The 23840-nt window shown below is 65.6% G+C and carries 17 protein-coding genes; 4 read left to right on the top strand and 13 right to left on the bottom strand.

What is annotated here, in order from left to right; all coding sequences use genetic code 11:
- Positions 1 to 148 precede the first annotated feature (148 nt).
- Positions 149 to 1330 carry an MFS transporter gene (locus V5G24_RS03120; protein ID WP_394079450.1) on the bottom strand — a complete coding sequence of 394 codons (1182 nt, stop codon included), beginning with the start codon at positions 1328 to 1330 and terminating at the stop codon, positions 149 to 151.
- Between the two features lie 102 nt (positions 1331 to 1432).
- Between V5G24_RS03120 and V5G24_RS03125 the strand changes: the two genes are divergently transcribed.
- Entirely contained in the window at positions 1433 to 2389 is a 957-nt protein-coding gene (locus V5G24_RS03125; RefSeq protein WP_394079452.1) for a LysR family transcriptional regulator, read from the top strand.
- Positions 2390 to 2564: 175 nt separating this feature from the next.
- On the opposite strand, the gene V5G24_RS03130 is transcribed toward V5G24_RS03125, so the two are convergent.
- Both V5G24_RS03130 and V5G24_RS03135 read right to left on the bottom strand, forming a co-directional pair.
- On the bottom strand, positions 2565 to 3125 hold the full coding sequence (locus V5G24_RS03130) for a GNAT family N-acetyltransferase (RefSeq protein ID WP_394079454.1): 561 nt from the start codon (positions 3123 to 3125) through the stop codon (positions 2565 to 2567).
- 135 nt (positions 3126 to 3260) lie between these two features.
- Positions 3261 to 4391: a type III PLP-dependent enzyme gene (locus V5G24_RS03135; protein ID WP_394079456.1), complete on the bottom strand. Its 1131-nt coding sequence runs from the start codon at positions 4389 to 4391 to the stop codon at positions 3261 to 3263.
- Between the two features lie 824 nt (positions 4392 to 5215).
- Between V5G24_RS03135 and hemA the strand changes: the two genes are divergently transcribed.
- Positions 5216 to 6496, top strand: a complete 1281-nt coding sequence (hemA, locus tag V5G24_RS03140; RefSeq protein ID WP_394079458.1) for a 5-aminolevulinate synthase — start codon at positions 5216 to 5218, stop codon at positions 6494 to 6496.
- A gap of 156 nt (positions 6497 to 6652) precedes the next feature.
- Here the strand turns inward: hemA and V5G24_RS03145 are convergent, their stop codons facing one another.
- Positions 6653 to 9460 (bottom strand): [protein-PII] uridylyltransferase, encoded by a 2808-nt coding sequence (locus V5G24_RS03145; RefSeq protein WP_394079460.1) that lies wholly within the window; start codon positions 9458 to 9460, stop codon positions 6653 to 6655.
- Between the two features lie 197 nt (positions 9461 to 9657).
- Between V5G24_RS03145 and V5G24_RS03150 the strand changes: the two genes are divergently transcribed.
- Positions 9658 to 11931, top strand: coding sequence for a transglycosylase domain-containing protein (locus V5G24_RS03150; protein WP_394079462.1), 2274 nt, complete (start codon positions 9658 to 9660; stop codon positions 11929 to 11931).
- 13 nt (positions 11932 to 11944) lie between these two features.
- On the opposite strand, the gene V5G24_RS03155 is transcribed toward V5G24_RS03150, so the two are convergent.
- The 6 genes from V5G24_RS03155 to V5G24_RS03180 all read right to left on the bottom strand — a co-directional run bounded on the left by V5G24_RS03155 (position 11945) and on the right by V5G24_RS03180 (position 19698).
- The gene (locus V5G24_RS03155; RefSeq protein WP_509292281.1) at positions 11945 to 12715 is read right to left on the bottom strand and encodes an SDR family oxidoreductase; all 771 of its coding nucleotides are present in this window, start codon (positions 12713 to 12715) and stop codon (positions 11945 to 11947) included.
- 89 nt (positions 12716 to 12804) lie between these two features.
- Entirely contained in the window at positions 12805 to 13833 is a 1029-nt protein-coding gene (locus tag V5G24_RS03160) for a TRAP transporter substrate-binding protein (protein WP_394079466.1), read from the bottom strand.
- Positions 13834 to 13891: 58 nt separating this feature from the next.
- The gene (locus V5G24_RS03165; protein ID WP_394079468.1) at positions 13892 to 15778 is read right to left on the bottom strand and encodes a TRAP transporter large permease; all 1887 of its coding nucleotides are present in this window, start codon (positions 15776 to 15778) and stop codon (positions 13892 to 13894) included.
- A 128-nt stretch (positions 15779 to 15906) separates the two neighbouring features.
- Positions 15907 to 17391: a four-carbon acid sugar kinase family protein gene (locus tag V5G24_RS03170; protein ID WP_394079470.1), complete on the bottom strand. Its 1485-nt coding sequence runs from the start codon at positions 17389 to 17391 to the stop codon at positions 15907 to 15909.
- Positions 17295 to 18584 carry a ribulose-bisphosphate carboxylase large subunit family protein gene (locus V5G24_RS03175; protein WP_394079472.1) on the bottom strand — a complete coding sequence of 430 codons (1290 nt, stop codon included), beginning with the start codon at positions 18582 to 18584 and terminating at the stop codon, positions 17295 to 17297. Before V5G24_RS03175 ends, V5G24_RS03170 begins: the two co-directional genes overlap by 97 nt.
- 148 nt (positions 18585 to 18732) lie before the next feature.
- On the bottom strand, positions 18733 to 19698 hold the full coding sequence (locus V5G24_RS03180) for a LysR substrate-binding domain-containing protein (RefSeq protein ID WP_394079474.1): 966 nt from the start codon (positions 19696 to 19698) through the stop codon (positions 18733 to 18735).
- Between the two features lie 164 nt (positions 19699 to 19862).
- Here V5G24_RS03180 and V5G24_RS03185 point away from each other — a divergent pair, with 164 nt between their 5' ends.
- A complete protein-coding gene (locus V5G24_RS03185) occupies positions 19863 to 20738 on the top strand; it encodes a beta-keto acid cleavage family enzyme (protein ID WP_394079476.1) in 876 nt (291 codons plus the stop codon).
- A 14-nt stretch (positions 20739 to 20752) separates the two neighbouring features.
- Here V5G24_RS03185 and V5G24_RS03190 read toward each other — a convergent pair whose 3' ends face one another.
- Genes V5G24_RS03190 through V5G24_RS03200 form a run of 3 tightly spaced genes read right to left on the bottom strand, consistent with a single transcriptional unit; the run spans position 20753 to position 23836 of the window.
- Positions 20753 to 21712, bottom strand: coding sequence for a LysR family transcriptional regulator (locus tag V5G24_RS03190; protein WP_394079478.1), 960 nt, complete (start codon positions 21710 to 21712; stop codon positions 20753 to 20755).
- A gap of 25 nt (positions 21713 to 21737) precedes the next feature.
- Positions 21738 to 22634, bottom strand: a complete 897-nt coding sequence (locus V5G24_RS03195) for an HpcH/HpaI aldolase/citrate lyase family protein (protein WP_394079480.1) — start codon at positions 22632 to 22634, stop codon at positions 21738 to 21740.
- Positions 22631 to 23836, bottom strand: a complete 1206-nt coding sequence (locus tag V5G24_RS03200) for a CaiB/BaiF CoA transferase family protein (protein WP_394079482.1) — start codon at positions 23834 to 23836, stop codon at positions 22631 to 22633. The genes V5G24_RS03195 and V5G24_RS03200 overlap by 4 nt, the downstream gene beginning before the upstream one ends.
- Between the last annotated feature and the right edge of the window lie 4 nt (positions 23837 to 23840).

Consider the following 23840-nt stretch of genomic DNA (forward strand, 5'->3'; position numbering starts at 1 on the left):
GAAGGCCTGAGGCGCGACCGCCTAGAGCCGGATCTGCCTCTATTCAATAAATTAGAGGGCGATTCACCCCCATAAGGAACCACAAAGTGGTTCCTTATGGGGGATCGCGCTCTAGCCGGAGCCGTGGCGATCGCTTACCTGAGTCCGGTTATTCCGCCGCCGCCGGCTCCGCCCTGCGGCCCTTCGCGCCCTCGAGCCGCACCGCCCAGAAGGCGGTGGCCATGGCGCCAAGGGGAACCAGCGCCGCCACCCACGGAATTGCGCCGAGCCCCGGCCCGTGGTCGATCACCAACCCGCCAAGCCATGCGCCGATGGCATTGCCGAGGTTGAAGGCGGCTATGTTGAAGCTGGAAGCGAGGCTCTGCCCCGCGCCCTGCGCCTTTTCCAGCACCCACATTTGCAACGGCGCGACGGTCGCGAACGCCACCGCCCCCAGCAGGCCGACGAAGGCGACGGCGGCGATCTGGCTGTGCAGAGCGAAGGTCAGCAGCAGGAGCACAACCGAGAGCGCCAGCAAAGTGGCGAACACGGTGGGCACCAGGCGCCAGTCGGCGAGCCGGCCTCCGAGCAGATTGCCCACCACCAGACCGGCGCCGAACACCAGCAGGATGGGCGAGACCGCCCCTTCCGAAAAGCCGGTGATTCGCGTCAGCATGGGCGCGATATAGGTGAAGGCGGCGAACACGCCGACCCAGCTCAGCACGGTGGTGGCCAGCCCCAGCAGCAGCGGCGCGCGGGTGAGGACCGCGATGTCATTCTTCAGGCTGGACTGCGCGCCGTCCACCTTGGTGTTGGGGACCAGCAGCGCGATCACCGCGAATGCCAGGACGCCCACCACCGTCACCGCCCAGAAGGTGGAACGCCAGCCGTAATGCTGGCCGAGCCAGGTGCCGAACGGTACGCCGAGAATATTCGCGACCGTCAGGCCGGTGAACATGATGGCGATGGCCGACGCCTTCTTGTTGGGTGCCACCAGGCCGGTGGCCACCACCGAGCCGACACCGAAGAAAGTGGCGTGGGCGAAGGCGGTCAGCACGCGCGCCGCCATCAGGGTGGCGTAATCCGGCGCCAGCGCACAGGCGGCATTGCCGAGGGTGAACACCCCCATCAGGCCGAGCAGCACAGCCTTGCGCGGCCAGCGCGCTGTGAGCACGGTTAGCACCGGTGCCCCGACCACGACGCCAAGCGCATAGCCGGAGATCAGTAGGCCGGCGGATGAGAGCGTCACGCCAAGGTCGGCGCTGACATCCAGCAGCAGGCCCATGATGACGAATTCGGTGACGCCGATGCCGAAGGCGCCGGCGGTCAGGGCATAAAGGGCAAGGGGCATGGCACGTCCAGCAGCAGTGTGTTGCGTTGCAGCAAAAATGGACGTTTTGTCCCGCGTGAGCTAGATTGCCGTAAAGCAAAGCATCTGTGAATTGAACTCATCATGGCCCGTTTGGACGTCAACCGCTCCGGCGAGATGGAAGTATTCGTACGGGTGGTGGAGCAGGGCGGCTTTTCCGCCGCCGGGCGGGTGTGCCAGATGACCCCTTCCGCTGTGAGCAAACTCATGGCGCGGCTGGAAGCGCGGCTCGGCGCCCGGCTTATCAACCGGTCAACCCGGCAATTGCAGCTGACCGCCGAGGGCGTGGATTTCTATGAGCGCGCGGTGCGCATTCTCGCCGACCTGGAGGAGGCGGAGCGCAGCGCCTCCACCAGCGAGATCGCCAGCGGCCGCCTGCGGGTGAACGCCAACGTGCCGTTCGGCACCCATTATCTCATCCCCGCCTTGCCGGAATTCCTGGCGCGCCATCCCGCCGTCTCGCTCGATATCGTGCTGACCGACAAGGTGGTGGACCTGCTGGAGGAGCGGATGGACGTGGCGGTGCGGGCGGGCCCGCTGAAAAGCTCGCTGCTGATGGCGCGCAAGCTCGGTGAATCCCGCATGGTGATCGTCGGATCGCCCGAATATCTGGCCCGTAACGGCACGCCCCAGGTTCCGGCGGACCTGGAACGGCACAATCGCAGCGGCTTCTGCTATCTGCGCCAGATCGAGGGTTGGCCGCTCAGGACCGGGGCGGGCGAGATACGGCTCGCGCCCGTGGGCAACGCCCTGGTCAGCGATGGCGAGACCCTGCGCCATCTGACCCTGGCGGGAGTCGGGCTCGCCCGCCTCTCCATGTTCCATGTGGCGCACGATATCGCCGCCGGGCGGCTGGTCCCAGTGCTGGAGGATTTCAATCCCGGCGACACCGATCCGACCCACGCGGTCTATGTGGGACAGGGCGGCCATTTGCCGGCGCGGGTGCGGGCCTATCTGGATTTCCTGGTGGAGGTGGTTGCGCCGCGATTTGCCAGGACAGCGATGGCGGACCCGCGGGAACTGGTGCACGGCAGGCCGTGATCTGCCGAGCTTTTTCCTTTGACGCCGTGGCCGGGCAAGAGGCCCGGCCACTCGCGCACCATCGCCAGCCGCTGCGGGGGGAGCGCGGCTGGGGCGTTGCGCGAATCTCCAGGATATCCCGGAGACGGCGATGCAAAACGAAGGGATCGCGGACCGAGCGGACGATACGGCCGCGTCAGGCGCTGCGCTTCATCACGTCCGAACGGGCGATGAGGTCGGCGAGGGAGGGCTTCTCCTCCAGCGTGCCAGTGGGGCTGATGAGGCCACGGGCGCCGTTGAGCACGCCGGGCCTCAGCTCCAGCGCTAGCAGGCGCCTGGGATCGTAGCGGCCGGGCATCCACAAATCGCCGGTCATGCGCGCGGAGAAGCCGAAGCGCTGGTAATAAGGCGCATCGCCCACCAGCAGCACCGCGCCATGGCCGCGCGCGTCGGCCTCGGCCAGGGCCACGCGCATCATGTCGCCGCCGAGCCCGCGCGCGCGAAACCAGGGATGGACCGCCAGCGGACCGAGCAGAAGGGCCGGCTTGCCGGGGCCGGCACTGATGTGCCACAGGCGCACGGTCGCGGCGAGGCGCCCGTCCGGCCCGTGGGCAGCCAGCGACAAGCCTTCGGCCGGCAGACGGCCTTCCCGCAGCCGCTCCGAGGATTTCTCGAACCGGGCCGGGCCCATGCACAGGTCCAGAAGCGCCTCGCGTGCGGCAACCTCTTCCCATTTTTCAGCAACGATCTCAGTCATCAGCATCTCCCGTGCCACAACCGGAAAGCCGAAAGACGCCGACCCGCGCGCAATCGCGTCCCCCTCGGCGGGGCGCGGCGCGGCACAGGCCGCCCTCTCAGGAGAGGGCAGCGGGTCGGTACGGAAGCGTGAGGATCAGATCACGTAGGACTTCAGCGGGGGGAAACCGTTGAAGGACACCGCCGAATAGGTGGTGGTATAGGCGCCGCAAGCCTCGATGAGGATCTTGTCGCCGATGGCGAGGGACACCGGCAGGTGAACCGGGGTCTTCTCATACATCACGTCGGCCGAATCGCATGTCGGTCCGGCAAGCACGCATGCGGTGGTGTCGTCACCGTCGCGCGGGGTGCGCAGCGGGTAGCGGATCGCCTCGTCCATGGTCTCGGCGAGGCCGCCGAACTTGCCGATGTCGAGATAGACCCAGCGCAGCGTGTCGCTTTCGGCCTTCTTGGAGATCAGCACCACCTCGGTCTCGATCAGGCCGGCATTGCCGACCATGCCGCGACCTGGTTCCATGATGGTCTGCGGGATTTCGTTGCCGAAATGCTTGCGCAGCGAGGAGAAGATAGCTTCCCCATAGGCGGCCGCGGCCGGCACGTCCTGGAGATACTTCGTGGGGAAGCCGCCACCGAGATTGACCATGGCCAGCGAGATGCCGCGCACGGCGCATTCGCGGAAAATGCCGGCGGCGGAGGCGAGCGCCTGGTCCCAGGCGTTCACATTCTTCTGCTGAGAGCCCACGTGGAAGGAGACGCCGTGGGCGGTGAGGCCGAGACGGTGGGCGTGCTCCAGCACGTCGGCGGCCATTTCCGGTTCGCAGCCGAACTTGCGGGACAGGGGCCATTCGGCGCCGGCGCCGTCGCACAGGATGCGGCAGAACACCTTGGCGCCGGGGGCGACGCGGGCAACCTTCTCGACCTCTTCGTAGGAATCCACCGCGAATAGCCGCACGCCCAGCTTATGGGCGCGCTCGATGTCGCGTTCCTTCTTGATGGTGTTGCCGAACGAGATGCGCTCGGCGCCCGCGCCGGCGGCCATCACCATGTCGATCTCGCCGGTGGAGGCGCAATCGAAGCAGGAGCCGAGGTCGGCCAGCGTCTTGAGAATCGCGGCGTCGGGATTGGCCTTCACGGCATAGAAGACGCGGGTGTCCGGCAGCGCACGGCTGAACGCCGCGTAATTCGCGCGCACGACATCGAGATCGACAACGACGCAGGGTCCGTCTTCGCGTCGGGTCTTGAGAAATTCGCGGATGCGATCGGTCATGGTGTCCTCCGTGACCTGAAGCCTCGTGAAGCGCGGTTGCCCGCGCGACGACAGGACGGGACGGCCTTTTCTGCGGCGCCATCGCCGCTGTCGGGGCCTGCCCGGGGCACGCACACGCGGGACAAGGGCGGTTTGGACGCGCCATTCTCCCAACGGGCCGTACCCGCTTCGCCGGTCACAAACCGGCCGCATCATCGAACCGAACGGCATTTCCTTCCCGGCCACGGCGCGAGCCACGACAAGGGTGCGTTTGGAAATGCGCGCGCTTGGAGGGGGAAGTCCCACTCCGTACGGCCGGCAAGATGTAGTGCCTCTTTAGTAACGCCGACCTTTGGAGGGCCGACCGAGACCAAAAAAGCCCTTACGTCGTTGCTTCAAGTCACGTCCCCTGCTGAGAGCAGGGTGGGCCGGTTCCCTCCGGCTACCGATCGTCCTGGCAGCTTTCCGGCCTCTTGTCCGGACTTCCGCCGATCGGCACGCAACCACAGGCACGTGCGAAATTGGGCAGGGGTGGATTTATGAGAATTCGCCCGCCTTCGCAAGCGGCAATTTGATGAATTTTGGTCCAATTTGAGCCGCATTTCTTAGGCGACTGAACGTTTGCGCGCCAAGGGTTTGCATCATCCGGGTCCGCGACGGCCTGCGTTCACGGGATCGCGAGCGAAAGCGCCAGAATGAATGCATAAAATGCGTTGGATCGCCGCGCGTCAGGCACACCCCTTGATCGAGGTCAAGGGAGGGAGCAATGTGGCCATCTAAGATTAGACAAATTCGCGTTCGCGGGTGAGCTTCGCCCTGTGTTGCACCCCTTGACTGGGTTTTCCATGGACTACGATCAATTCTTTAGCGTCGCTGTCGACGCACTGCGTCGCGAGCGTCGCTATCGGACCTTCGCCGAGATCGAGCGCAAGGCGGATCGATTCCCACGTGCCACCTGGCATTCGGCCGGCGGCCCGCGCGAAATCGTCGTGTGGTGCTCCAACGATTATCTCGGCATGGGCTGCCACCCGGTGGTCATCGAGGCGATGCGCGACTCGGTGTCGAAGCGCGGCGCCGGTGCTGGCGGCACGCGCAACATCTCGGGCAACAGCCACGAGATCGTGCAGCTCGAGCGCGAACTCGCCGACCTGCACGGCAAGGACGCGGGCCTCGTGTTCACCTCTGGCTATATCTCGAACGAGACCGGCATCTCGACCATCGTCAAGCTGATCCCCGATTGCGTGGTGATCTCGGACGAGCTGAACCACAATTCCATGATCGAGGGCGTGCGGCGCGGCGGGCGGCAGAAGGCCATCTTCCGCCACAACGACCTTGCCCATCTCGAAGAGCTGCTCCAGGCGGCGGGCGACCGGCCGAAGCTGATCGTGTTCGAGAGCGTCTATTCCATGGACGGCGACATCGCCCCCATTGCCGCCATCTGCGATCTGGCGGAACGCTATGGCGCCATGACCTATCTCGACGAAGTGCATGCGGTCGGCATGTATGGCCCGCGCGGCGGCGGTGTCGCCGAGCGCGACGGTGTCATGCACCGGGTGGACGTGATCGAGGGCACGCTGGGCAAGGCGTTCGGCGTCATCGGCGGTTATCTCACCGGCAAGCGCGTGGTGATGGACGCGGTGCGTTCTTATGCGCCCGGCTTCATCTTCACCACCGCCCTGCCGCCGGCGGTCGCCGCCGCCGCGTCGGCATCCGTGCGGCATCTGAAGAATTCCCAGGCCGAGCGTGACGGTCAGCGCGCCCAGGTAGCGAAGGTCAAGGCCGCGCTCGCGGCCGCCGGCCTGCCGCAGATGGAAACGCCCACCCATATCATCCCGCTGATGGTTGGCGACGCGAAGGCCTGCAAGGCGGCGAGCGACGTGCTCCTGGCCGAGCACGGCATCTATATCCAGCCTATCAATTATCCCACGGTTCCCCGCGGCACGGAACGGCTGCGCATCACCGCGACGCCCCACCACGACGACAAGCTGATCGCCCAGTTGGCGGAAGCCCTGAACGACGTGTGGTCCCGCCTCGATCTGCCGCGGGTCAACACCGCCGTCACGGAGCGCCCCTTGCGGGCCATGGCGGGCGCCGCGCCGATCCCGCTGCCCATCGCCGGCGGCTGATCGGCCGAAAAATCTAAGTCAGTCTCACCGGCCGGGCATGTCCCGGCCGTTTTGATTTTGGGGCGCCGCAAACGGTTCGGCGCGCGGCATACCGCAAAGGAACACCTTTGCCCGCAAGGCTGGTTCTTTGGGGATCAGCCTTGCGGTCCTCCCGCCTCAGGCCGGGATGGCGCGGCGCGGTGGTTCTTCCTCGTCGAACGAGCCTTCGAACACCGTGATCAGCGCGCGGCGGATCGCCGACTGGCGGGCGGCCCCAGTGATTTTCGCGCCCATCAGGTCGGTGACATAGAACACGTCCACCGCCCGCTCGCCGAACGTCGCCACATGGGCCGAGGCGATGTTGAGGTTCAGCCGTGACAAGGTGTTCGTCAGCTCGAACAGCAGGCCGGGCCGGTCGAGGCCGGACACCTCCACCACCGTGTGCCGGTTCGACCAGGCATTGTTCACCGTCACCTCCGGCTCCACCGAGAAGGTGCGGCGCGCCTTGGGCAGCTTGCGGGCCATGACTTCCGGCAGGCGGACTTCGCCGGTCAGGGCTTTCTCGATGGAGACGCGAATACGCTGGGCGCGGCGTTCTTCATCCTCGTTGCGGTCGAAGGCGCGGCGGATGGCGATGGTGTCCAGCGCCAGCCCGTCGGTGGTGGTGGAAATCTGCGCATCGACGATGTTGGCGCCGGCCGCAGCGCAGGCCCCGGCGATCACCGACAGAAGCTTGGGATGGTCGGGGGCGAGCACGGTCAGTTCGGTGATGCCGCGTGCCGGCTCGACATCGGCATGGGTGGTGAGCGTCTGCCCGGCGGCTTCCATTTCGGTGATGAAGCGCGCGTGCCGCACCTTGGTGTCGATGTCCGTGCGCAGCCAATAGGAGGGATAGTGCCGCGCCGAATAGATGCTCACCGCCTCCTCGCTCCAATCGCTCAGGGCATGGCGAAGCTGGGCCTGCGCCATCTTCACCCGCTTGCCGCGATCCACCTCCGAGAAGCCGCCGGTCAGCATGGGCTCGGTTTCGTAATAGAGGGTGCGCAGAAGCTGCGCCTTCCAGCCGTTCCAGGTGCCCGGCCCCACGGCGCGGATATCCGCCGTCGTGAGGATGGTGAGCAGCTTCATGCGGTCGAGATTCTGCACCACGGCGGCGAAATTCTCGATGGTTCGGCGGTCCGAGAGATCGCGCGACTGGGCGACGGTGGACATGACCAGATGCTGCTCCACCAGCCAGGCCACGGTCTCCGTTTCGGCGGCGCTGAGGCCGAGACGCGGGCACACGCGGCGCGCCACGCGGGCGCCGGCGATGGAATGGTCCTCGGGCCGACCCTTGGCGATGTCGTGCAGCAGCAGCGCCACATAGAGCAGGTGGCGCTGGGGCTTCAGCGTCGCCATCAGTTCGTTGGCGAGCGCATTCTCGGGATTGGTGTTGCGCTCGATCTCCGAGAGGATGCCAATGCAGCGCAGCAAATGCTCGTCCACCGTATAATGGTGGTACATATTGAACTGCATCATCGCCACGACCTTGCCGAATTCCGGCAGGAAGCGGCCCAGTACACCCACCTCGTTCATCCGCCGCAATACCGTTTCCGGCGTGTTTTTGGAGCAGATGATCTCCAAGAACAGGCGATTCGCCTCCGGATTTTCACGCAGCTTCTGATCGATCAGGGACAGTGAGCTTGCGGCGAGGCGCATGGCATCGGGATGGAGCGCGAGGTTGCGCTTGTCCGCGATGTGGAACATGCGCAGGAAGTTCACACCGTCGCGCACGAACACCAGATCGTCGGCGACATTGAGGCGCTCGGTGTCGATGACGAAGTCGGCACTTTCCTTCAGCTTGGTGCGCTTGGCGCCGCTGCGCAGGCGGTCCACCATGCCCTTGAGGCCCGGCACCGGCTTCTCGTGCCGCGCCTCAAGCCCGGCGGAGAGGATGGCGGTGAGATCGCCCACATCCTTCGCTACCAGGAAATAATGCTTCATGAAGCGTTCAACGTCGCGCTGGCCGGGATGCTCGGTATAGCCAAGGCGCTGCGCCATTTCGCGCTGGAGGTCGAAGGAGAGGCGCTCCTCCGGCCGTCCGGTGAGGAAATGCAGGTGGCAGCGCACCGACCAGAGGAAATCCTCGCAGCGGGTGAACAGCCGAGCTTCCTCACGGGTGAACACGCCCTTGGAGACCAGTTCGCCGGTGGAGCGCACGCGATAGACGTATTTGGCGATCCAGAACAGCGTGTGCAGATCACGCAGCCCGCCCTTGCCGTCCTTCACATTGGGCTCGACCAGATAGCGCGACTGGCCCGCCTTGCGCAGGCGCTCCTCGCGCTCGGCCATCTTGGCGGTGACGAATTCGGTGGCCGTGCCTTCCACCACTTCCTTGTCGAAGCGGGTCTCCAGATCCTCGAACAGGGCCTTGTCGCCCACGAGGAAGCGCGCCTCCAGGATCGAGGTGCGGATGGTGATGTCGGCGCGCGCCTGGCGCAGGCATTCTTCCACCGAGCGGGTGGCGTGGCCCACCTTCAGGCCGAGGTCCCACAGCATGTAGAGCATGGCCTCGGCGACGCTCTCGCCCCACGCGGTCTGCTTGTAGGGCAGCACGAACAGGATGTCGGTATCCGAACCCGGCGCCAGCATCCCGCGCCCATAGCCGCCGACAGCCACCACCGCCATGCGCTCGGCACGTGAGGGATTGTCGATGGGATAAAGCACCGTGGTCGCCACTTCGTGAACGGCGGCGATGATGGCGTCCTGGAGCGAGGAAAGGCGCACCGAGCAGCAGCGCCCGCAGCCGTCCTCCATCAAAAGGCGCTCGGCCTCCACATTCCCTGCCGAGAGCGCCTGTTTCAGCCGGGCCACCACTGCGCGGCGAAGGTCCACCTCGCGTCCCGCATGGGCCTTGGCGATGTCGAGGACCTCGTCCTTCATGAGGCGGCCCAGGAACGGTTCGCCGATGGTGCGATGACCCTTGGGAATGCGGAGTGTGCTCATGCCAGATACCGGATGGCCTGAATTCTTGCGGCCCAAAAGCGAGCCGAGCTTTCCGCTTTATCCCAATCGCGCGGCGCCGTCACGGCGCGCTGCGGGGATAAGAGCGGTGGTTTTTCGCCCCCGCCATTAACCGCCCCTTAAATGGCCGCAATCGAAGGTCGTTTAGGTCTGCTCAGAGAGCGGCGGACGGAACATTCATGGCGTGGAGAGGCAAAAGCGAAGGGGAACGGCGGGAGCCTCTGTTGGAGCGCCCGGAGAGCCTGTTCGACATTCGTCTCGACGCGACCGACCGGCCCGGCGGCATTCCTTATGAGGAAAAACCGCGCGGCGCGCCGGGAAACGCGAAGAGCCGTCGGCGAGCCGAACCTGGCTTTGCCCCTGGCGAGGAGCTTGAGGAGGACAGCGCCGTCACCCGTCGCCCGTCCCGAACCGCAGCCGTGCGCAGCGAAAGCCGCCATGAACGTGCCGCTGAGCCCGCGCGCCGGGCCGAGGCCCGTGGCAAGCCGCGCAAGCGCCGGCGCGGCTTTTTCTCACTGTTCGGCCTCATCAAATGGGGCCTGATTCTCGGCCTGTGGGCGCTGCTTGCGGTGGCCGGCGTGGTCGCCTACGAGGCGTCCAAGCTGCCCTCCATGCAGACCCTCATGGTGCCGAAGCGTCCGCCCACCGTGATGATCCAGGCGGCGGACGGCAGGCCGCTGGCCACGCGCGGTGACATGGGTGGCGCGGCCGTGCCCTTGAAGGAATTGCCCGCCTATCTCCCCAAGGCCTTCATCGCCATCGAGGATCGGCGCTTCTACGACCATTGGGGCATCGACGTGATGGGCCTTGCCCGCGCGATGTTCACCAATCTCACCTCCGGACGGGTGCGCCAGGGCGGTTCGACCCTGACCCAGCAGCTCGCCAAGAACCTGTTCCTGACCCAGGAACGCACGTTCGCGCGCAAAATCCAGGAAGTGGTGCTGGCGCTGTGGCTGGAGAAGAAATTCTCCAAGGCCGAGATCCTCGACCTCTACATGAACCGGGTTTATTTCGGCTCCGGCGCCTATGGGGTGGAGGCGGCGGCGCAGCGCTATTTCGGCAAGTCGGCGCGCAATGTGACGCTGTCGGAGGCCGCCATGCTCGCCGGCATCGTCAACGCCCCCTCGCGCCTTGCGCCGACTCGCAATCTGAAGGCCGCGCAGGATCGTGCCGCGCTGGTGCTCGTTTCCATGCGAGAGCATGGGCTGATCAGCCCCGACATGGCCAAGATCGCGCTCGCGCGCCCCGCCACGGTGGCCAAGCCCACGGGTCCCGAATCCATCGGCTATGTGGCCGACTGGGTGATGGAGCAGATGGATTCCTATGTGGGCGAATTGTCCGGCGACGTGACAGTGCGGACCACCATCGACGCCAACCTGCAATCCGTCGCTCAAGCCGCCGTTACCGACACTTTGGCGAAGTCCGGCGCGAAATATGGCGTGGGTCAGGGGGCGCTGGTCTCGCTCGATACCGACGGCGCCGTGAAGGCGCTGGTGGGCGGGCGCTCCTATGAGGACAGCCAGTATAATCGCGCCGTCACCGCACGCCGCCAACCCGGCTCCTCCTTCAAGCCGTTCGTCTATCTCACGGCGCTGGAGCGGGGGCTGACTCCCGATACGGTGCGCGAGGATGCGCCGATCCAGCTCAAGGGCTGGCGGCCGGAGAATGCCAGCCACGAATATCGCGGGCCGGTGACGCTCCAGACCGCGCTGGCCCTTTCGCTCAATACGGTGTCGGTGCGGCTCGCGCTGGAAGTGGGCCCCAAAGCCATCGTCGCCACGGCCAAGCGGCTCGGTATCGCGTCCCCGCTCGATCCCAACCCCTCGATTGCGCTCGGCACGTCGGAAGTCTCGGTGCTGGAACTCGCCGCGGCCTATACGCCGTTCGCCAATGGCGGCATCGGCGTCATCCCGTATGTGATCGACAGCGTGAAGGGCGCCGACGGCAAGGTGCTCTATGCCCGCACCACCTCCGGGCCGGGCCGGGTGGTGGCGCCGGAATACGTCGCCATGATGAACCATATGATGGAGGAGACGCTGATCTCCGGCACCGGCCGGCGCGCGGAGCTTCCCGGCTGGGACGCGGCCGGCAAGACCGGCACCTCGCAGGATTATCGCGACGCCTGGTTCGTCGGCTATACCGCCCGCTTCGTCACCGCCGTGTGGCTGGGCAACGACGATTCCTCGCCCACGAAGAAGGCCTCGGGCGCGAACCTGCCGGCGGAAATCTGGAGCCGCTACATGAAGGTGGCCCACCAGGGCGTGCCGATCACGGAACTGCCCGGCGGCGCCCGCTCGCCCGGCTTCGGCCTGCCCCTGCCTCCGGGCGCTGTGCCGGACGAGGCGCCGCCCGCCGTCGTCGGCCAGATCCCCCAACAGGTGCCGCCGCAGCAGGACGAGCCCATGACGCTGGACCGCTGGTTCGTGGATACGTTCCTGGGCGGGCGACGCTGAGGCGGGGCGCTTGCTACCGAAGGGCGGTCTTGTCCGGCGGCGTCTTGTCGGGCCCGAACATCAGCCCGGCCTCGCGGAAGCCGCCGTCCACGTTTAGCGTATGGCCGTGCACGTAACGGCTTTCATCGGATGAGAGGAACACCGCCGCGTCCGCGATCTCCTCCGGCGTCCCATACCGGTTCATGGGGATCAAATAGGTGTAGGCGGCGCGGGTCGCCGCATCGTGGGCGTATTTCGCCATCTCAGTCTCAATGGCGCCCGGGGCAATATTGTTCACGTTGATGCGGTGCTGGGCGAGTTCTACCGCCATCACCTTGGTGAGCAGTTCCAGCCCCGCCTTTGCGGCGCCATAGGCCGCCCGGCCATTGCCGCCGCGCTGGCCGGAAAGCGAGGCGATGTTGACGATCTTGCCCCCGCCGCTCTTCACCATCTCCTTCGCCACCGATTGGGCGACGAAGAAGGCGCCGGTGAGGTTGATGCCGACGATGCGGCGCCATTCCTCCAGCGAGGTTTCAAGGAACGGAGTGTTGCCGCCGATCCCGGCATTGTTGATGAGGATGTCGATCCGGCCATGAGCCTGAACCAGATCCCGCACCAGGGCGGTCACCGACGGAGGATCGGCGACATCGACCGTCATCGCGGCGGACCGCCCGCCGCTCGCCTCGATGGCCTCAGCGGCGGACTTCGCGCCGTCCAAATTCTGGTCGGCGATGATCACCGTCGCGCCCTCGCGTGCAAGGGCCTTGGCCACGGCAAAGCCGATGCCGCGGGCTCCGCCTGTCACGAGCGCAATCTTCCCATCCAAACGCATAGTGCAGATCTCCGCGCGAAAGGGGGATGCTCCCGCATCCCCATTCGCTTAATTCGAAAGGATCAGGAGAGCTTTCCGACGCTCTTTTCAAGGATGCCCCACAATTCGTCCCCGTACTTCGCGCGCCATTCCTTGTAGAAGCCGGCATCGCTCAGCGCAGCGCGGAACGGAACCGTGTCCGGCTCGTTGAAAATGAGACCCTTTTCGGTGAGCGTGCCCTTGAGCGAGACGGCAAGTTTCGCCATGTCCTCGCGCTCCGCCATGGCTGCCATGTTGAGGTTCTTGGCGACAATGTCCCGGGCATCCTGGGGCAAGGCTTCCCAGTTGCGCTTGTTGGCGACGCAGAAGAAGGCGTCCCACATATGATTGGTGATCGCGCAGTATTTCTGCACTTCGAATATATTCGCCGTATAGATATTGGCGAGCGAATTCTCCTGGCCGTCGACAACCTTCGTCTGGAGCGCGGAATAGATCTCGCTGAAATTGATAGACGTGGGTGCCGCGCCGAAGGCCTGGAACATGGAGGTCCACAGCGCACCGACCGGAACGCGGATCTTGAAGTTCTTCAGGTCCGCAGGCGTGGCGATCGGCTTGGTGCTGGAGGTGATCTGGCGGAAGCCGTTGTCCCACATCTTGTCCATGGGCACGAGGTTGGCCTTGGAGATGCGCAGGCGCAGGGCTTCGCCCAGCTCTCCGTCCATGGTCTTCCAGACCGCCGCATAGTCCGGGAACAGGAAGCCGAGGCCATAGATGGAGGCCGACGGCACGATGGTCGAGAGCACGTTGATGCCGGAGTTCAGGAACAGGTCGATGCCGCCGGCGCGTACCTGCGACAGCATATCCGTATCGCCGCCAAGCTGGTTGTTGGGATAGACCTGCAAGTCCACCTTGCCGTTGGTTTCGGCAAGGATGCGCACAGCAGCTTCCCTGGCGCGGGTCGTAATTGGGTGGGATTCCGCGACATTGAAGGCGAACTTCAGCGTGAAGTCTGCGGCGGCCTTAGCCCGGCGCACGGGCAGCCCGAATGCGGCCGCCGCGGTGCCAGCGGCGAGTCCTGTCGTGAACGTGCGGCGTGAAAGACGTATGGTCATCTGTTTACTCCCTGAATGTATTGTTTGTTGTTGCTTGTGCTCTGCTTATCTTGCGGCTTCAGAGGAAGCCGATGGAGATCCATGGGACGAGCGCGACGATGACGAGGCCGATCAGCATCGCGACGATGTAGCCCACGATCGGTCTCATGCCGTCGTTGGGATGGATGCGGCTGATGGCGCAGGCCGCGTAATATCCGACCCCGAACGGCGGGGCGAAAAGGCCGATGCCCATGGCAAGCACCACCACCATCGCATATTGCACCTGGTGGATTCCGAGAGCCTGCGCGATCGGGAACAGCAGCGGCCCGAACAGCACGATGGCGGGAATGCCTTCCAGCACGCTGCCGAGGATGATGAAGGCGACGATGGACACGGCCATGAAGGTGCCCGCGCCCCCCGGCAACCCGGTCATGGACTTTGCCAGCGAGTGCGAGAAGCCTGACTGGGTCAAGCTCCACGCCATGGCGGTTGCGGTGCCGATGATCAGCAGGATCGCGCCGGACAGGCTGGCGGTCTCCACCAGCATCGGCTTCAGCCGCCGCCAGTTGAACTGGCGGTAGAGCAACAAGCCGGCGACGATGGAATAGGCGATACCGATGGTGGAGACCTCCGTGGCGGTTGCCACGCCCTCGATGACCGCGGTGCGGATCACGAAGGGCAGCGCCAGCGCCGGCAGGGCGACGACGAAGGCGCGGCCGATTTCCCGGGCCGTGGCCTTCTTGACGTGGCTCAGGTCCTCCCCGCGATAGCGCCACCAGACCAGCCCGCACAGAGTGATCGCCAGAATGACGCCGGGCAGCAGGCCGCCGGTGAACAAGGCGGCGATCGAGACCCCGGTCACCGAGCCGATGGTGATGAGGACGATGCTCGGCGGGATGGTCTCTGTCTGCGCGCCGGTTGCGGCGAGCAAGGCGACGAGATCGCCTTCCTTTGCGCCTCGCTTCTTCATCTCGGGGAACAGCACCGGCGCAACCGCCGCCATGTCGGCGGCCTTGGAACCGGAGATGCCGGAGACCAGATACATGGCGCCGACCAGCACATAATGCAGGCCGCCCTTCACGTGGCCGAGCATGCTGGCGAGGAACTGCACCATGGCCTTGGCCATGCCGGTCATCTCGATCAGCTGGCCGAGGAAGACGAACAGCGGCACCGCCAGAAGGATCAGATGGCTGACCCCCTCGTCGATGCGGCCGACGATGACCAGTGGCGGGGTCCGCGTCGTCAGCATGAGATAGCCGAATGTCGCCAGCCCGAACGCGAAGGCGATGGGGACGCCGCCGAAGACGCAGGCCGCGACGACACCGACGAAAAAGATGAGCAGGTTCAGATTGCCGAATGGCTTCAGCACCGGCCCCAACAGCCAGAACAGGCCGATCACGAGAGCGGTCGCGACCAGCGCGCCGAGCACGAGGCGCAGGCTGGCGAATTGCAGAAGCCGCAGAATCGCAAAAACCGCCATCAGGCCGAGCCCCACCGGCATCGCCGAGGCACGCCAGGAATTCTGCAGGTCCAGTGCCGGGGTGCGGACGATCACTTCTTCATGCGCATAATCGAGCGCGGCAGGCAGGATGAGCAACAGGAAGGCGAGGGCGGTGGACACCGCGATCACCTCGATGAAGGCACGCCCCCCGGGCTTCAAGGCTCCCACGAAGGCGGTCATGCGCATATGCTCGCCGCGCTGGAAGGCGACCGCTGACCCGAGCATGGCCAGCCAGAGGAAGAGCATGGAGGCCAGTTCGTCGGACCAGACCAGCGGCTGATGGAAAACGTAGCGGGCCAGCACACCGGAGAACAGGATCAGGATCTCCGCGCTCACCAGAATGGCGACCGGAACCTCCAGGATCCGGGCGATGACGATCTCCGTCTGGCGGGCAATGGCAGCCACGGAGGAGGGTGGCGCGGTAGGCGCCGCTGCCACGACCTGATCGGTGTGCATGGCCGTCATACCACGTGTACGCAGCACGAGGCCGCGAGATGCGATGCGCCGGGCAAGAAGATGTTCGTCGCGCGGAACGAAGCGAAATGTTGGCGTTGACCTCCCGAGATCATAGGCGTCTCCTCCTTTTTTGATGTTTATGCGTTGCCGAGCTTTCCCCTTTCGAAGAAATGCTCTCCTCCCATTTGGCCGCCCTTCAGGGCGATCTCTAATCCGTTCATGGCGTTCGATCGCGACAGCGCCCGGCAAAGCGGCGCTCCGGGCGCCAGTCGCGCGGCGATTTCCAATGCGTCCGGTCGGAGCACCTTGGTCACCTGACTGGACGTATCGCCGCCCGAGAGCAGCAGCCGCTTGATGGGGGCGCGCGCGAGGATGCTGCGCACGACCTGGCCGAGGCGCTCGCCGAGAATTCTTCCGCCCGTGTGTTTCGCCGCATGATGCGAGAAGCCGCGCGCCGTCAGTGCATCGATCATGGCGCCGATGCGCGGATCGTCCGCGCCCCGTGCGGTGTGCAGAATGACGCTTCGCCCTTGGTTCAGCAGCGCGATCGCGCGCTCGGAGATGTCGGTGTGCGCGGCTGGCCATTGCGCATCGTCCACCAGGGCGCGGGCATCAACGGGCATGTCGATGAAGCCCGCCTGGATGGCCGCGTGGATCTGGAGCGCGGTGAGCTTCGAGGCGCTGCCCGAGACCGCGAGCACCCGATCGACGGGCGCGAAATGTTCATATTTCTGATCGCTTTGCGGCGCCCCTTCGCGCGCGCGCCACCATTGGGTCAGGGCGTATTCGACGCCCGACGAACCCACCACGAACAGCGGCCTTGAGTCGAGCGCCTGGCGTTCGAGGTGACGGCCGATTTCGGTGAGATGCTGCGGCGTACCCGCGTCGAACAGAATGGCGTCCGGCTGTGCGTCCAGCACCGCCTTTACGTCTACATCGGTAGCCCCGCGCGAAGCTTCGTACGACGGAAAGAGGATCTTCTCGATCCGCAGGGGCGCTTGCTGGGAGATGTGGAGGGCGAGGTCCGCTTCCGCCATGGGGGTGACGGGATGCACGCTCATGATGGGATGGCGATCAATGCGAAAGACGTCGCCATCCGTACCGAAGCGGGCGAAAAGATTGCCAAACAGGCAGTAGCGGCCAAGCGCGGGGGTCCCCGCCACGATCGGAACCGGCGCGCCGGAAAAGGCGCCGCGCGAAAGTTCGATCACCTTGCCGATACTGCCGATCGTGGGCGAACTGTCGAACGTGGAGCACACCTTATAGTGAACCAGCGGCGCGCCGAGCTTGGCGAGTGACCGGAAAACTTCCGGGAGATGAAGGTCCATTTCTCCGGGCGACATGGCCCGGCTGTCACCGGCGATGCCGACGACGTCGAGGTCCGGGAAGCGCTCCAGCGTTTCTGGGCTCGGCGGCGCCAGGAACAGGGCACAGCGATAACCGGCGAAGGCGAGAACCTCCAGGGCATCGGTGGAGCCCGTGAAGTCATCGCCGTAGAAGGCCATCCTGTAGCGTGCGAGCGTCGTCATCCGGAGGCTCCGAATTGGGCGAGCGCACCGCTCAGGGCGGGATGGGACTTGGCGTATTCGGCGAGGCTGACCCCGGACGTTGCCGCCTCCCATGCTTCGCGGAGGCTGGCGACACCGGCCGCGATGCCCTGTGGATGGCCGATGATGCCGCCCCCAGCCAGGTGCATGAGATCGGTGCTGCCGAGCCGGGCATATGTGTCCGCCGCCTGTCCGGCCCATTGGCCGGAGGAGAAGACGGGCATGATGGGCGCCAGCCCACCGAACGGCGCGAGGCAGGATTGGGCCGAGGCGATCACGGTGTCGTCCGGCTCCCAGAATTTGTTGCGCAGCCCGTTCACATGCAAATGGTCGAGACCGGTCAGGCGCCAGAGCTTCTGGAAGGCGGCGAATTCGAAGCCGAGCCAGGGATGACGCGTGAGGATGCCCCAGCCGTTGCGGTGGCCATGGATGGGAAGCTGTGTGTGCCGGCGCAAATGCTCGACGGCGGCAAAGCCGGTCCAGTTCGCGCTGACCATGACGCAGGTGCCACCGGCGGCGAACACGGCATCGTGCCGGCGCAGCATATCGTCGATGGAGCCGGAAATATTGATGGCATACATGGGCTTGCGACCCATTCGATCGGCGTGGCGCTCGATCACCGGCATCACCGCCTTGAGCCGATCCTCGAACCGGGCATAGGGCGGGTCGGCGAGGAGTTCGTCGTCCTTCAGGAAGTCGATGTCGGCCGCGCAGAGCACGTCCACCAGATCTGCGGTCTCGGCTGCGGTAAGTCCGATGCTCGGCTTGATGATGGTGCCGATCAACGGCCGGCCGTAGACGCCCGCCTTCTCGCGCGTGCCGGCGACGCTGAACCGCGGGCCGGGGAATTGCTGCGCATAGGACTCCGGCAGGTCGATATCGAGCAGGCGGATGCCGGTGATTTCCCCGAGCTCGAACAGGTTTCCGGCGATGGTCGCAAGCAAAGTGGGGATGTTGGCGCCCACATTGGCCACCGGAAAGGCAATATCGATCTCGCCACGGTAATATCCACTTTCGGGGCGCCCATCCCGTCGCCGGCGCTCCGCGTGGGCGCTCCGCAGGGTGGGGGTCGGCGAGGGCGGCAGGGGCGTGATGGAGGCGACGCGGGCGCGGGAGCGTTCCTTAAGCTCCGCCGTCTCTCCGGCGAGCGACATAAAGGTGCCGCTCGACTGCTCGCCGGCAATCACCTCCGCCGCCCGTTCCAAGGGCTCGGAACTCTCGATCAGATAGCGGGCCGAAAATTCGGCGCGTGGGGTTTTACTGCCCACGGCCGTTTCCAGCGCATGCGGGAGGGCCAAAGACCATGCCAAACTCCTGGGGTTTCCTCGATGATCTTCTTTTCTGCTTTCCCTTCATCGTTATGTCCGGGCATCGGGCCTGGCAAACGAGTTTTACGAAGCGTAATGTGAGTAAAACTCACAGCGAGGGTATGGTGCGGCGCACCGTGTTCCGGCGCGCGGGTGGGTGTGTAAGCCGCGGCGGGTTCATGGCGGCACAGATATCCGCTGTCTTCTTCAGCTCGGTGGAAAGCCAGTTGGCCATCGCCTTGGTATCGGGCCGCGCGCCGAGGTGCGGGGCGATCCACAGCACCAGCTTGCGAGGACCCGGGACGAAGCCGAAGGGGGCGACGAGACGGCCGGAGCGAATCTCGTCCAGCACCATCATGGCCGGCACCACGGCCACGCCGAGGCCGCACAAGGCGGCCTGGATCAGCAGATAGAAATGCTCATAGGATTCCTGCGAATTGGGCTTGATGGCGGGAGAAAGCCCGACAAGGGCGGACCAGTCTTCCCAGCCGTGCGGGCGTGTCTTGGTGGAAAGTAGCCGCGCCGCGCGCAGATCTTCGACGCTGCGAAGCTTGCGCGCATCCCCATAGCTGGGCGCCCAGACCGGGCCGACCCATTCCGTCATCAGCTCATGGATGAGCACGTCGCGGGGTGGCGGAATGACGCTGTTGCGGATCGCAATGCTGACCTTGTCGCGCACGAAGTCGACCTGGTCGTAATTCATGTTGAACTGGACTTCGATGTGCGGGTGCGCGGCATGAAAGCCGGCAATGCGCGGGATCAGCCAGTGCATCATGATGGTGGCCGAGCATGAGACAGTGAGCGGCCCCGGATTGAGCTGCTCGACGCTGGCATCAATCAGGTTGAAAGCCGTCGTCAGCCCCTCCGCGAGCCGCGCGCCCTCTGGCGTCGTCTCCATGGATTGGTGCTCCCGTCGCAGCAGTGGGAGGCCGAACATCTCCTCCAGCGCCCGCACATGCCGGCTGATCGCACCGTGGGTCACGCACAGTTCCGCGGCGGCGGCGGTCATGCTGCGCAGCCGTGCGGTGGCCTCGAAGGCGCGCAATGCATTCAAGGATGCTTTGGGGATGCTCATGGCTGCTCCTCACACATATCGGAGCGCAGACCATATGGGTTGTGAGCTTTTCTCACAACGAAGCCCGAAAAGGTCATTTGCGATGGACGCAAGGGCACATTAGCGTCCGTGGGGCGGGCTGCGGGGAGGCGGCCCGCATCTGCGGACGTTCGAGAGATCCCCAAATGCAAAAAATGATCATCGAGGCGCGCGTCAACGAATATGCCATGCGGGACCGCAATCCCCACGTGCCATGGACCGCCGACGAAATTGCCGAAACCGCAGCGCGCTGCCGGGAAGCGGGAGCATCGATCCTCCACTTCCACGCGCGTGCGCCGGACGGGGCTCCGCGTCATACCGTCGAGGAGAATGCCAACGTCATCCGCAAGGTCCGCGAGACGTGCGACATCCTCATCCTGCCCACGCTGGGGTTCATCGCCAGCGATGACGACCCGCACGGGCGCATGGACTGCATGATGGAACTGGCGAAGGACCCCGCCACCAAGCCGGACATCGTTCCGGTCGATACTGGCACGGCCAATCTCGAATCCTACGACGCCGAAACCAAGACCTTCTCCCATACGGACCGGGTCTATAAAAACCGGACCGACGTCGTGATCTCTTACGTCGAGCGCCTGAAGGCCGCGCACATCAAGCCGAAGCTCGTCTGCTGGTCGGTGGGTTTCATGCGCCGGGCGGAGGCGCTGATCGACATGGGGCTCGCCGCCGAGCCGGCCTATTTCCTGTTGAACATGACCGATGCGCCCTTCATCACCGGGCATCCGGGCACCGTGGACGGCCTTGAGGCGCATCTGCGCTTCCTGCCGTCGCGCGCCCGCCATTACTGGACCGCGAACATCGTCGGCGGCGACTTGCTGAACCTTTGCGATACGGTGGCGCGCCGCGGCGGCAACATCGCGCCGGGCATCGGTGACTTCCCCTATGTGGAGCTGGGCTGTCCGCGTAACGAAGAGGTCGTTCATCGCGCCGCTCAGATCGCGCGCGCCGCGGGCCGGGAGATCGCCTCGCCGCAGGATGTCCGGGAGATGCTGGAGCTCTGATCCGTGGGGCATGGTCAACACAGCCGCCGGGCTTTCCATTCCTCCGTGTCCGCCAGCGACAGCAGCGTGTCGACGGCGGTCTGTGCCACCGCCATGGTGGCACGGGAGGAAGGACGGTTGAGGGGCGTGGCGAGATAGACGGTGCGCGTGACCCCCGGATCGATCACGCGGAAGGAGTGCAGCTTCACACCTCCTGCGGCGTTGGCATTAGCGCTGGCATCGCGGGCCGCCAGCGAGCCGATGGTGACGCCATGGCCCCGTCGCACCATCTCGAAGATCTGCGGCGAGGCATCGAGCTCGATCACCACGTTGAGCGGGATGGCGTGCCGGCGGGCCGTTGCCTCAAGGAGGCTCCGCAGGCCGTGTTCGAGACCGGGCATGACGAGGCGAAGATGCTGGATATCCCGCAGGCGGATTTCCCCCGCGGAGGTCAAGTGCGGGGCAACAGCGCGCGGATCGTAGGTGCTGACGTAGAGGTCTTCCTCGGCGATCGGCTGGAGCGACGCGCTCTTGTCTGTCGCCGCACCGCCGCCGAACACCAGCGCGGCATCCAGCGTTCCTTCGCGCAGCCAGCTTGCAATGTAGCCCGACATGCTTTCGACTACGCGCAGGCGAACCTGTGGCAGCTTTTTCTGACAGGTCTCGATCAGCCGCACCGTGAGCAGGCCCACCAGCGAACCGGGAACGCCGAAGCGGACGTTGCCCACAGGCTCCTTGCCGCTGCTCAACATGCTGGCCTTGGCATCCTCCGACAGCTTCAAGATCGCATAGGCATGTGCGAGCAATTCGCGGCCCTGTTCCGTCAGCGCCAGTCCGCGCGCCTGGCGGTCGAACAATTGCGTGCCGAATTCGCCTTCGAGATCCTTCAGCCGCGCGCTCAGCGAGGGCGGGCTGCTATGGAGAATCTTCGCTGACGCGACCAGCGAGCCGGTCTCGGCTATTGCAACGAATATGCGCAGGTCGCGAAGGTCCATGGTGTCCTCGGGCTCGACGGGCCGTCTACGATCGTGGCTTCCGCAAGTTTTCCAAAGCCGCGTGACGCGCAAGAATGGCCCGGGCACGGTCGGCGACCGGCAGGTCCAGCATGGCGCCCCGGAAGGTCACCGCGCCAATCCCCTTGGCCAGAGCGTCTTCGAAAGCAGCGCGCGCGCCGCGTGCCCAGTCTATTTCCTTCGCCGAGGGTGCGAACACCTCGTTCATGATCGGGACTTGGCTCGGATGGATGCAAAAGCCGCCGGTGAAGCCCATCTCACGGGCCTGGGTGATGGTCCGCCGGAAGGCGGCGGCGTCGGCATAATCGGCGACGCTGCCGACGAAGCCGATGGGCTGGATGCCGGCGCTCCGTGCGGCGACCACGGCCTGGGCGTTATGGACATAAAGGGTGTCGTATGTGGGCGAGGCGCCGAGCGAGACCGCCAGATCCTCCGCTCCCACCGTCAGGCCGGCGATGCGGGGATGGCTCGCCGCGATGGCCGGCATGTTGAGCAGGCCTTCGGCGGTCTCGATCATGACGATGAGGCGGGTGTGGCCGCGCGCCAGCCCGCGCTCAGCCTCCAGTTCGTCGAGAATTTCCGCGATGGTGCGCACATGGGACGCGTCGGGCACCTTCGGCAAGGTGAGGCAGGATACGTGGGGACCGACCGCGGCCTCCATATCCGCCATCGCCTCTCGCCACGGGCGGTTGATGCGGACGATCACGTCGAGCTGCTGCTGCGCCAGCCGCGCCGCGGCGGCCGGAAGGGCCCGGCGAGCGTCCGGTTTTTGGTTCGGCGGCGTCGCGTCTTCCAGGTCGAGCTGGATCGCATCGGCGCCCCGCTCGGCGGCCCGGGCAAGAAAGCGCTCATTGAGAACGGGGATGAACAACAGGGAGCGCCAGGCGGGGGCGGGCGTACTCATTGGGAAATCTCCACGGCGGATCCGCGCGCCGGTACGCCGAGCTCGCGCCGGATTTCTTCATTGTGCTCGCCCACACTCGGTGCGGGGCGGCGGAAGACGCCGGGCGTGGCCGAGAAGCGGGGGATGATGTTGGGCATCGGTATCGAGCCGAGGTCGCGGTCCGCGACCTCGACGATGGCTTCGCGCCCCAAAACGTAGGGATGGTTCACGAGGTCTGCCACAGAACAGACGGGGCCGACGGTGACGCCCGCGGCATCGAACAGGTCGAGGTTCGTCGCTTGGTCGCACGCGGCGACGAACGCACCAATGATGGCGTCCAGTTCGTCCCGGTTGGCGACACGCGCGTCATTATCGATGAAGCGCGGATCGCTCTTCAACTCGGGCGCGCCGATGGTGTCGAAGATGCGCTCGGCCATGGATTGCATGGAGCCGGACATCGCCACATAGGCCCCGTCGGCGCAGCGATAGACGTTGCGCGGTGCGGTGTGGGAGGATTGGTTGCCGGCCCGCTCCGTAGGCCGGCCGGTGATGCGCAATTGCGCGGCTTCCGCGCCGATCATGGCGTGAATGGGCTCGAACAGGGACAGGTCGATCACCTGTCCCGGCGCGCCGTTGAGCTCGGTGGCCCGCAACGCGGCGAGGATCGCGGAGGCGCCGTAGAGGCCGGAGATCATGTCGGCCAAGGCGAGCGGCGGCAAGGTCGGCGGCTTGTCCGGATGGCCGTTCATGAAGGCCCAGCCGGACATGGCCTCCACCAGGGTGCCGAAGCCGGGGCGCAGGCGCCAGGGTCCCGTCTGCCCCCAGCCGGAGACACGCAGGACGATCAGGCGGGGATTGCGCTTGTGCAGGAACTCGGGACCGAGGCCCCAGCGCTCCAGCGTGCCGGGCACGAAATTCTCCACCAGCACCTGGGCGGTGTCGATCAGGCGCAGCAGTAGGTCGCGCCCGTCCTCGGAATGGATGTCGAGCGCGACGCTGCGCTTGTTGCGCGAATAGACCTTCCAGAAGACCTCGATGCCATCGACCTTCCAGCCGCGCAGGTCGTCGCCTTTGCCGGGACGCTCGATCTTGATGACGTCGGCGCCATAATCCGCCAGCACATGCGTCGTCATGTTGCCCGCCACGAGGCGCGACATGTCGAGCACGCGCACTCCGTCGAGGGGGCCGGACCGGTCGGGCGTGAACTGCACCGCGTCTGTCATGGCC

The organism is Roseixanthobacter finlandensis, from assembly GCF_043195105.2.
Lineage (GTDB): Bacteria > Pseudomonadota > Alphaproteobacteria > Rhizobiales > Xanthobacteraceae > NCEH01.

Excerpts from the sequence above, each read along its gene's own strand:
- V5G24_RS03120 (WP_394079450.1), bottom strand. The coding sequence starts at position 1,330 with ATGCCCCTTGCCCTTTATGCCCTGACCGCCGGCGCCTTCGGCATCGGC.
- V5G24_RS03125 (WP_394079452.1), top strand. The coding sequence starts at position 1,433 with ATGGCCCGTTTGGACGTCAACCGCTCCGGCGAGATGGAAGTATTCGTA.
- V5G24_RS03130 (WP_394079454.1), bottom strand. The coding sequence starts at position 3,125 with ATGACTGAGATCGTTGCTGAAAAATGGGAAGAGGTTGCCGCACGCGAG.
- V5G24_RS03135 (WP_394079456.1), bottom strand. The coding sequence starts at position 4,391 with ATGACCGATCGCATCCGCGAATTTCTCAAGACCCGACGCGAAGACGGA.
- hemA (WP_394079458.1), top strand. The coding sequence starts at position 5,216 with ATGGACTACGATCAATTCTTTAGCGTCGCTGTCGACGCACTGCGTCGC.
- V5G24_RS03145 (WP_394079460.1), bottom strand. The coding sequence starts at position 9,460 with ATGAGCACACTCCGCATTCCCAAGGGTCATCGCACCATCGGCGAACCG.
- V5G24_RS03150 (WP_394079462.1), top strand. The coding sequence starts at position 9,658 with ATGGCGTGGAGAGGCAAAAGCGAAGGGGAACGGCGGGAGCCTCTGTTG.
- V5G24_RS03160 (WP_394079466.1), bottom strand. The coding sequence starts at position 13,833 with ATGACCATACGTCTTTCACGCCGCACGTTCACGACAGGACTCGCCGCT.
- V5G24_RS03165 (WP_394079468.1), bottom strand. The coding sequence starts at position 15,778 with ATGACGGCCATGCACACCGATCAGGTCGTGGCAGCGGCGCCTACCGCG.
- V5G24_RS03170 (WP_394079470.1), bottom strand. The coding sequence starts at position 17,391 with ATGGGAGGCGGCAACGTCCGGGGTCAGCCTCGCCGAATACGCCAAGTC.
- V5G24_RS03180 (WP_394079474.1), bottom strand. The coding sequence starts at position 19,698 with ATGAGCATCCCCAAAGCATCCTTGAATGCATTGCGCGCCTTCGAGGCC.
- V5G24_RS03185 (WP_394079476.1), top strand. The coding sequence starts at position 19,863 with ATGCAAAAAATGATCATCGAGGCGCGCGTCAACGAATATGCCATGCGG.
- V5G24_RS03190 (WP_394079478.1), bottom strand. The coding sequence starts at position 21,712 with ATGGACCTTCGCGACCTGCGCATATTCGTTGCAATAGCCGAGACCGGC.
- V5G24_RS03195 (WP_394079480.1), bottom strand. The coding sequence starts at position 22,634 with ATGAGTACGCCCGCCCCCGCCTGGCGCTCCCTGTTGTTCATCCCCGTT.
- V5G24_RS03200 (WP_394079482.1), bottom strand. The coding sequence starts at position 23,836 with ATGACAGACGCGGTGCAGTTCACGCCCGACCGGTCCGGCCCCCTCGAC.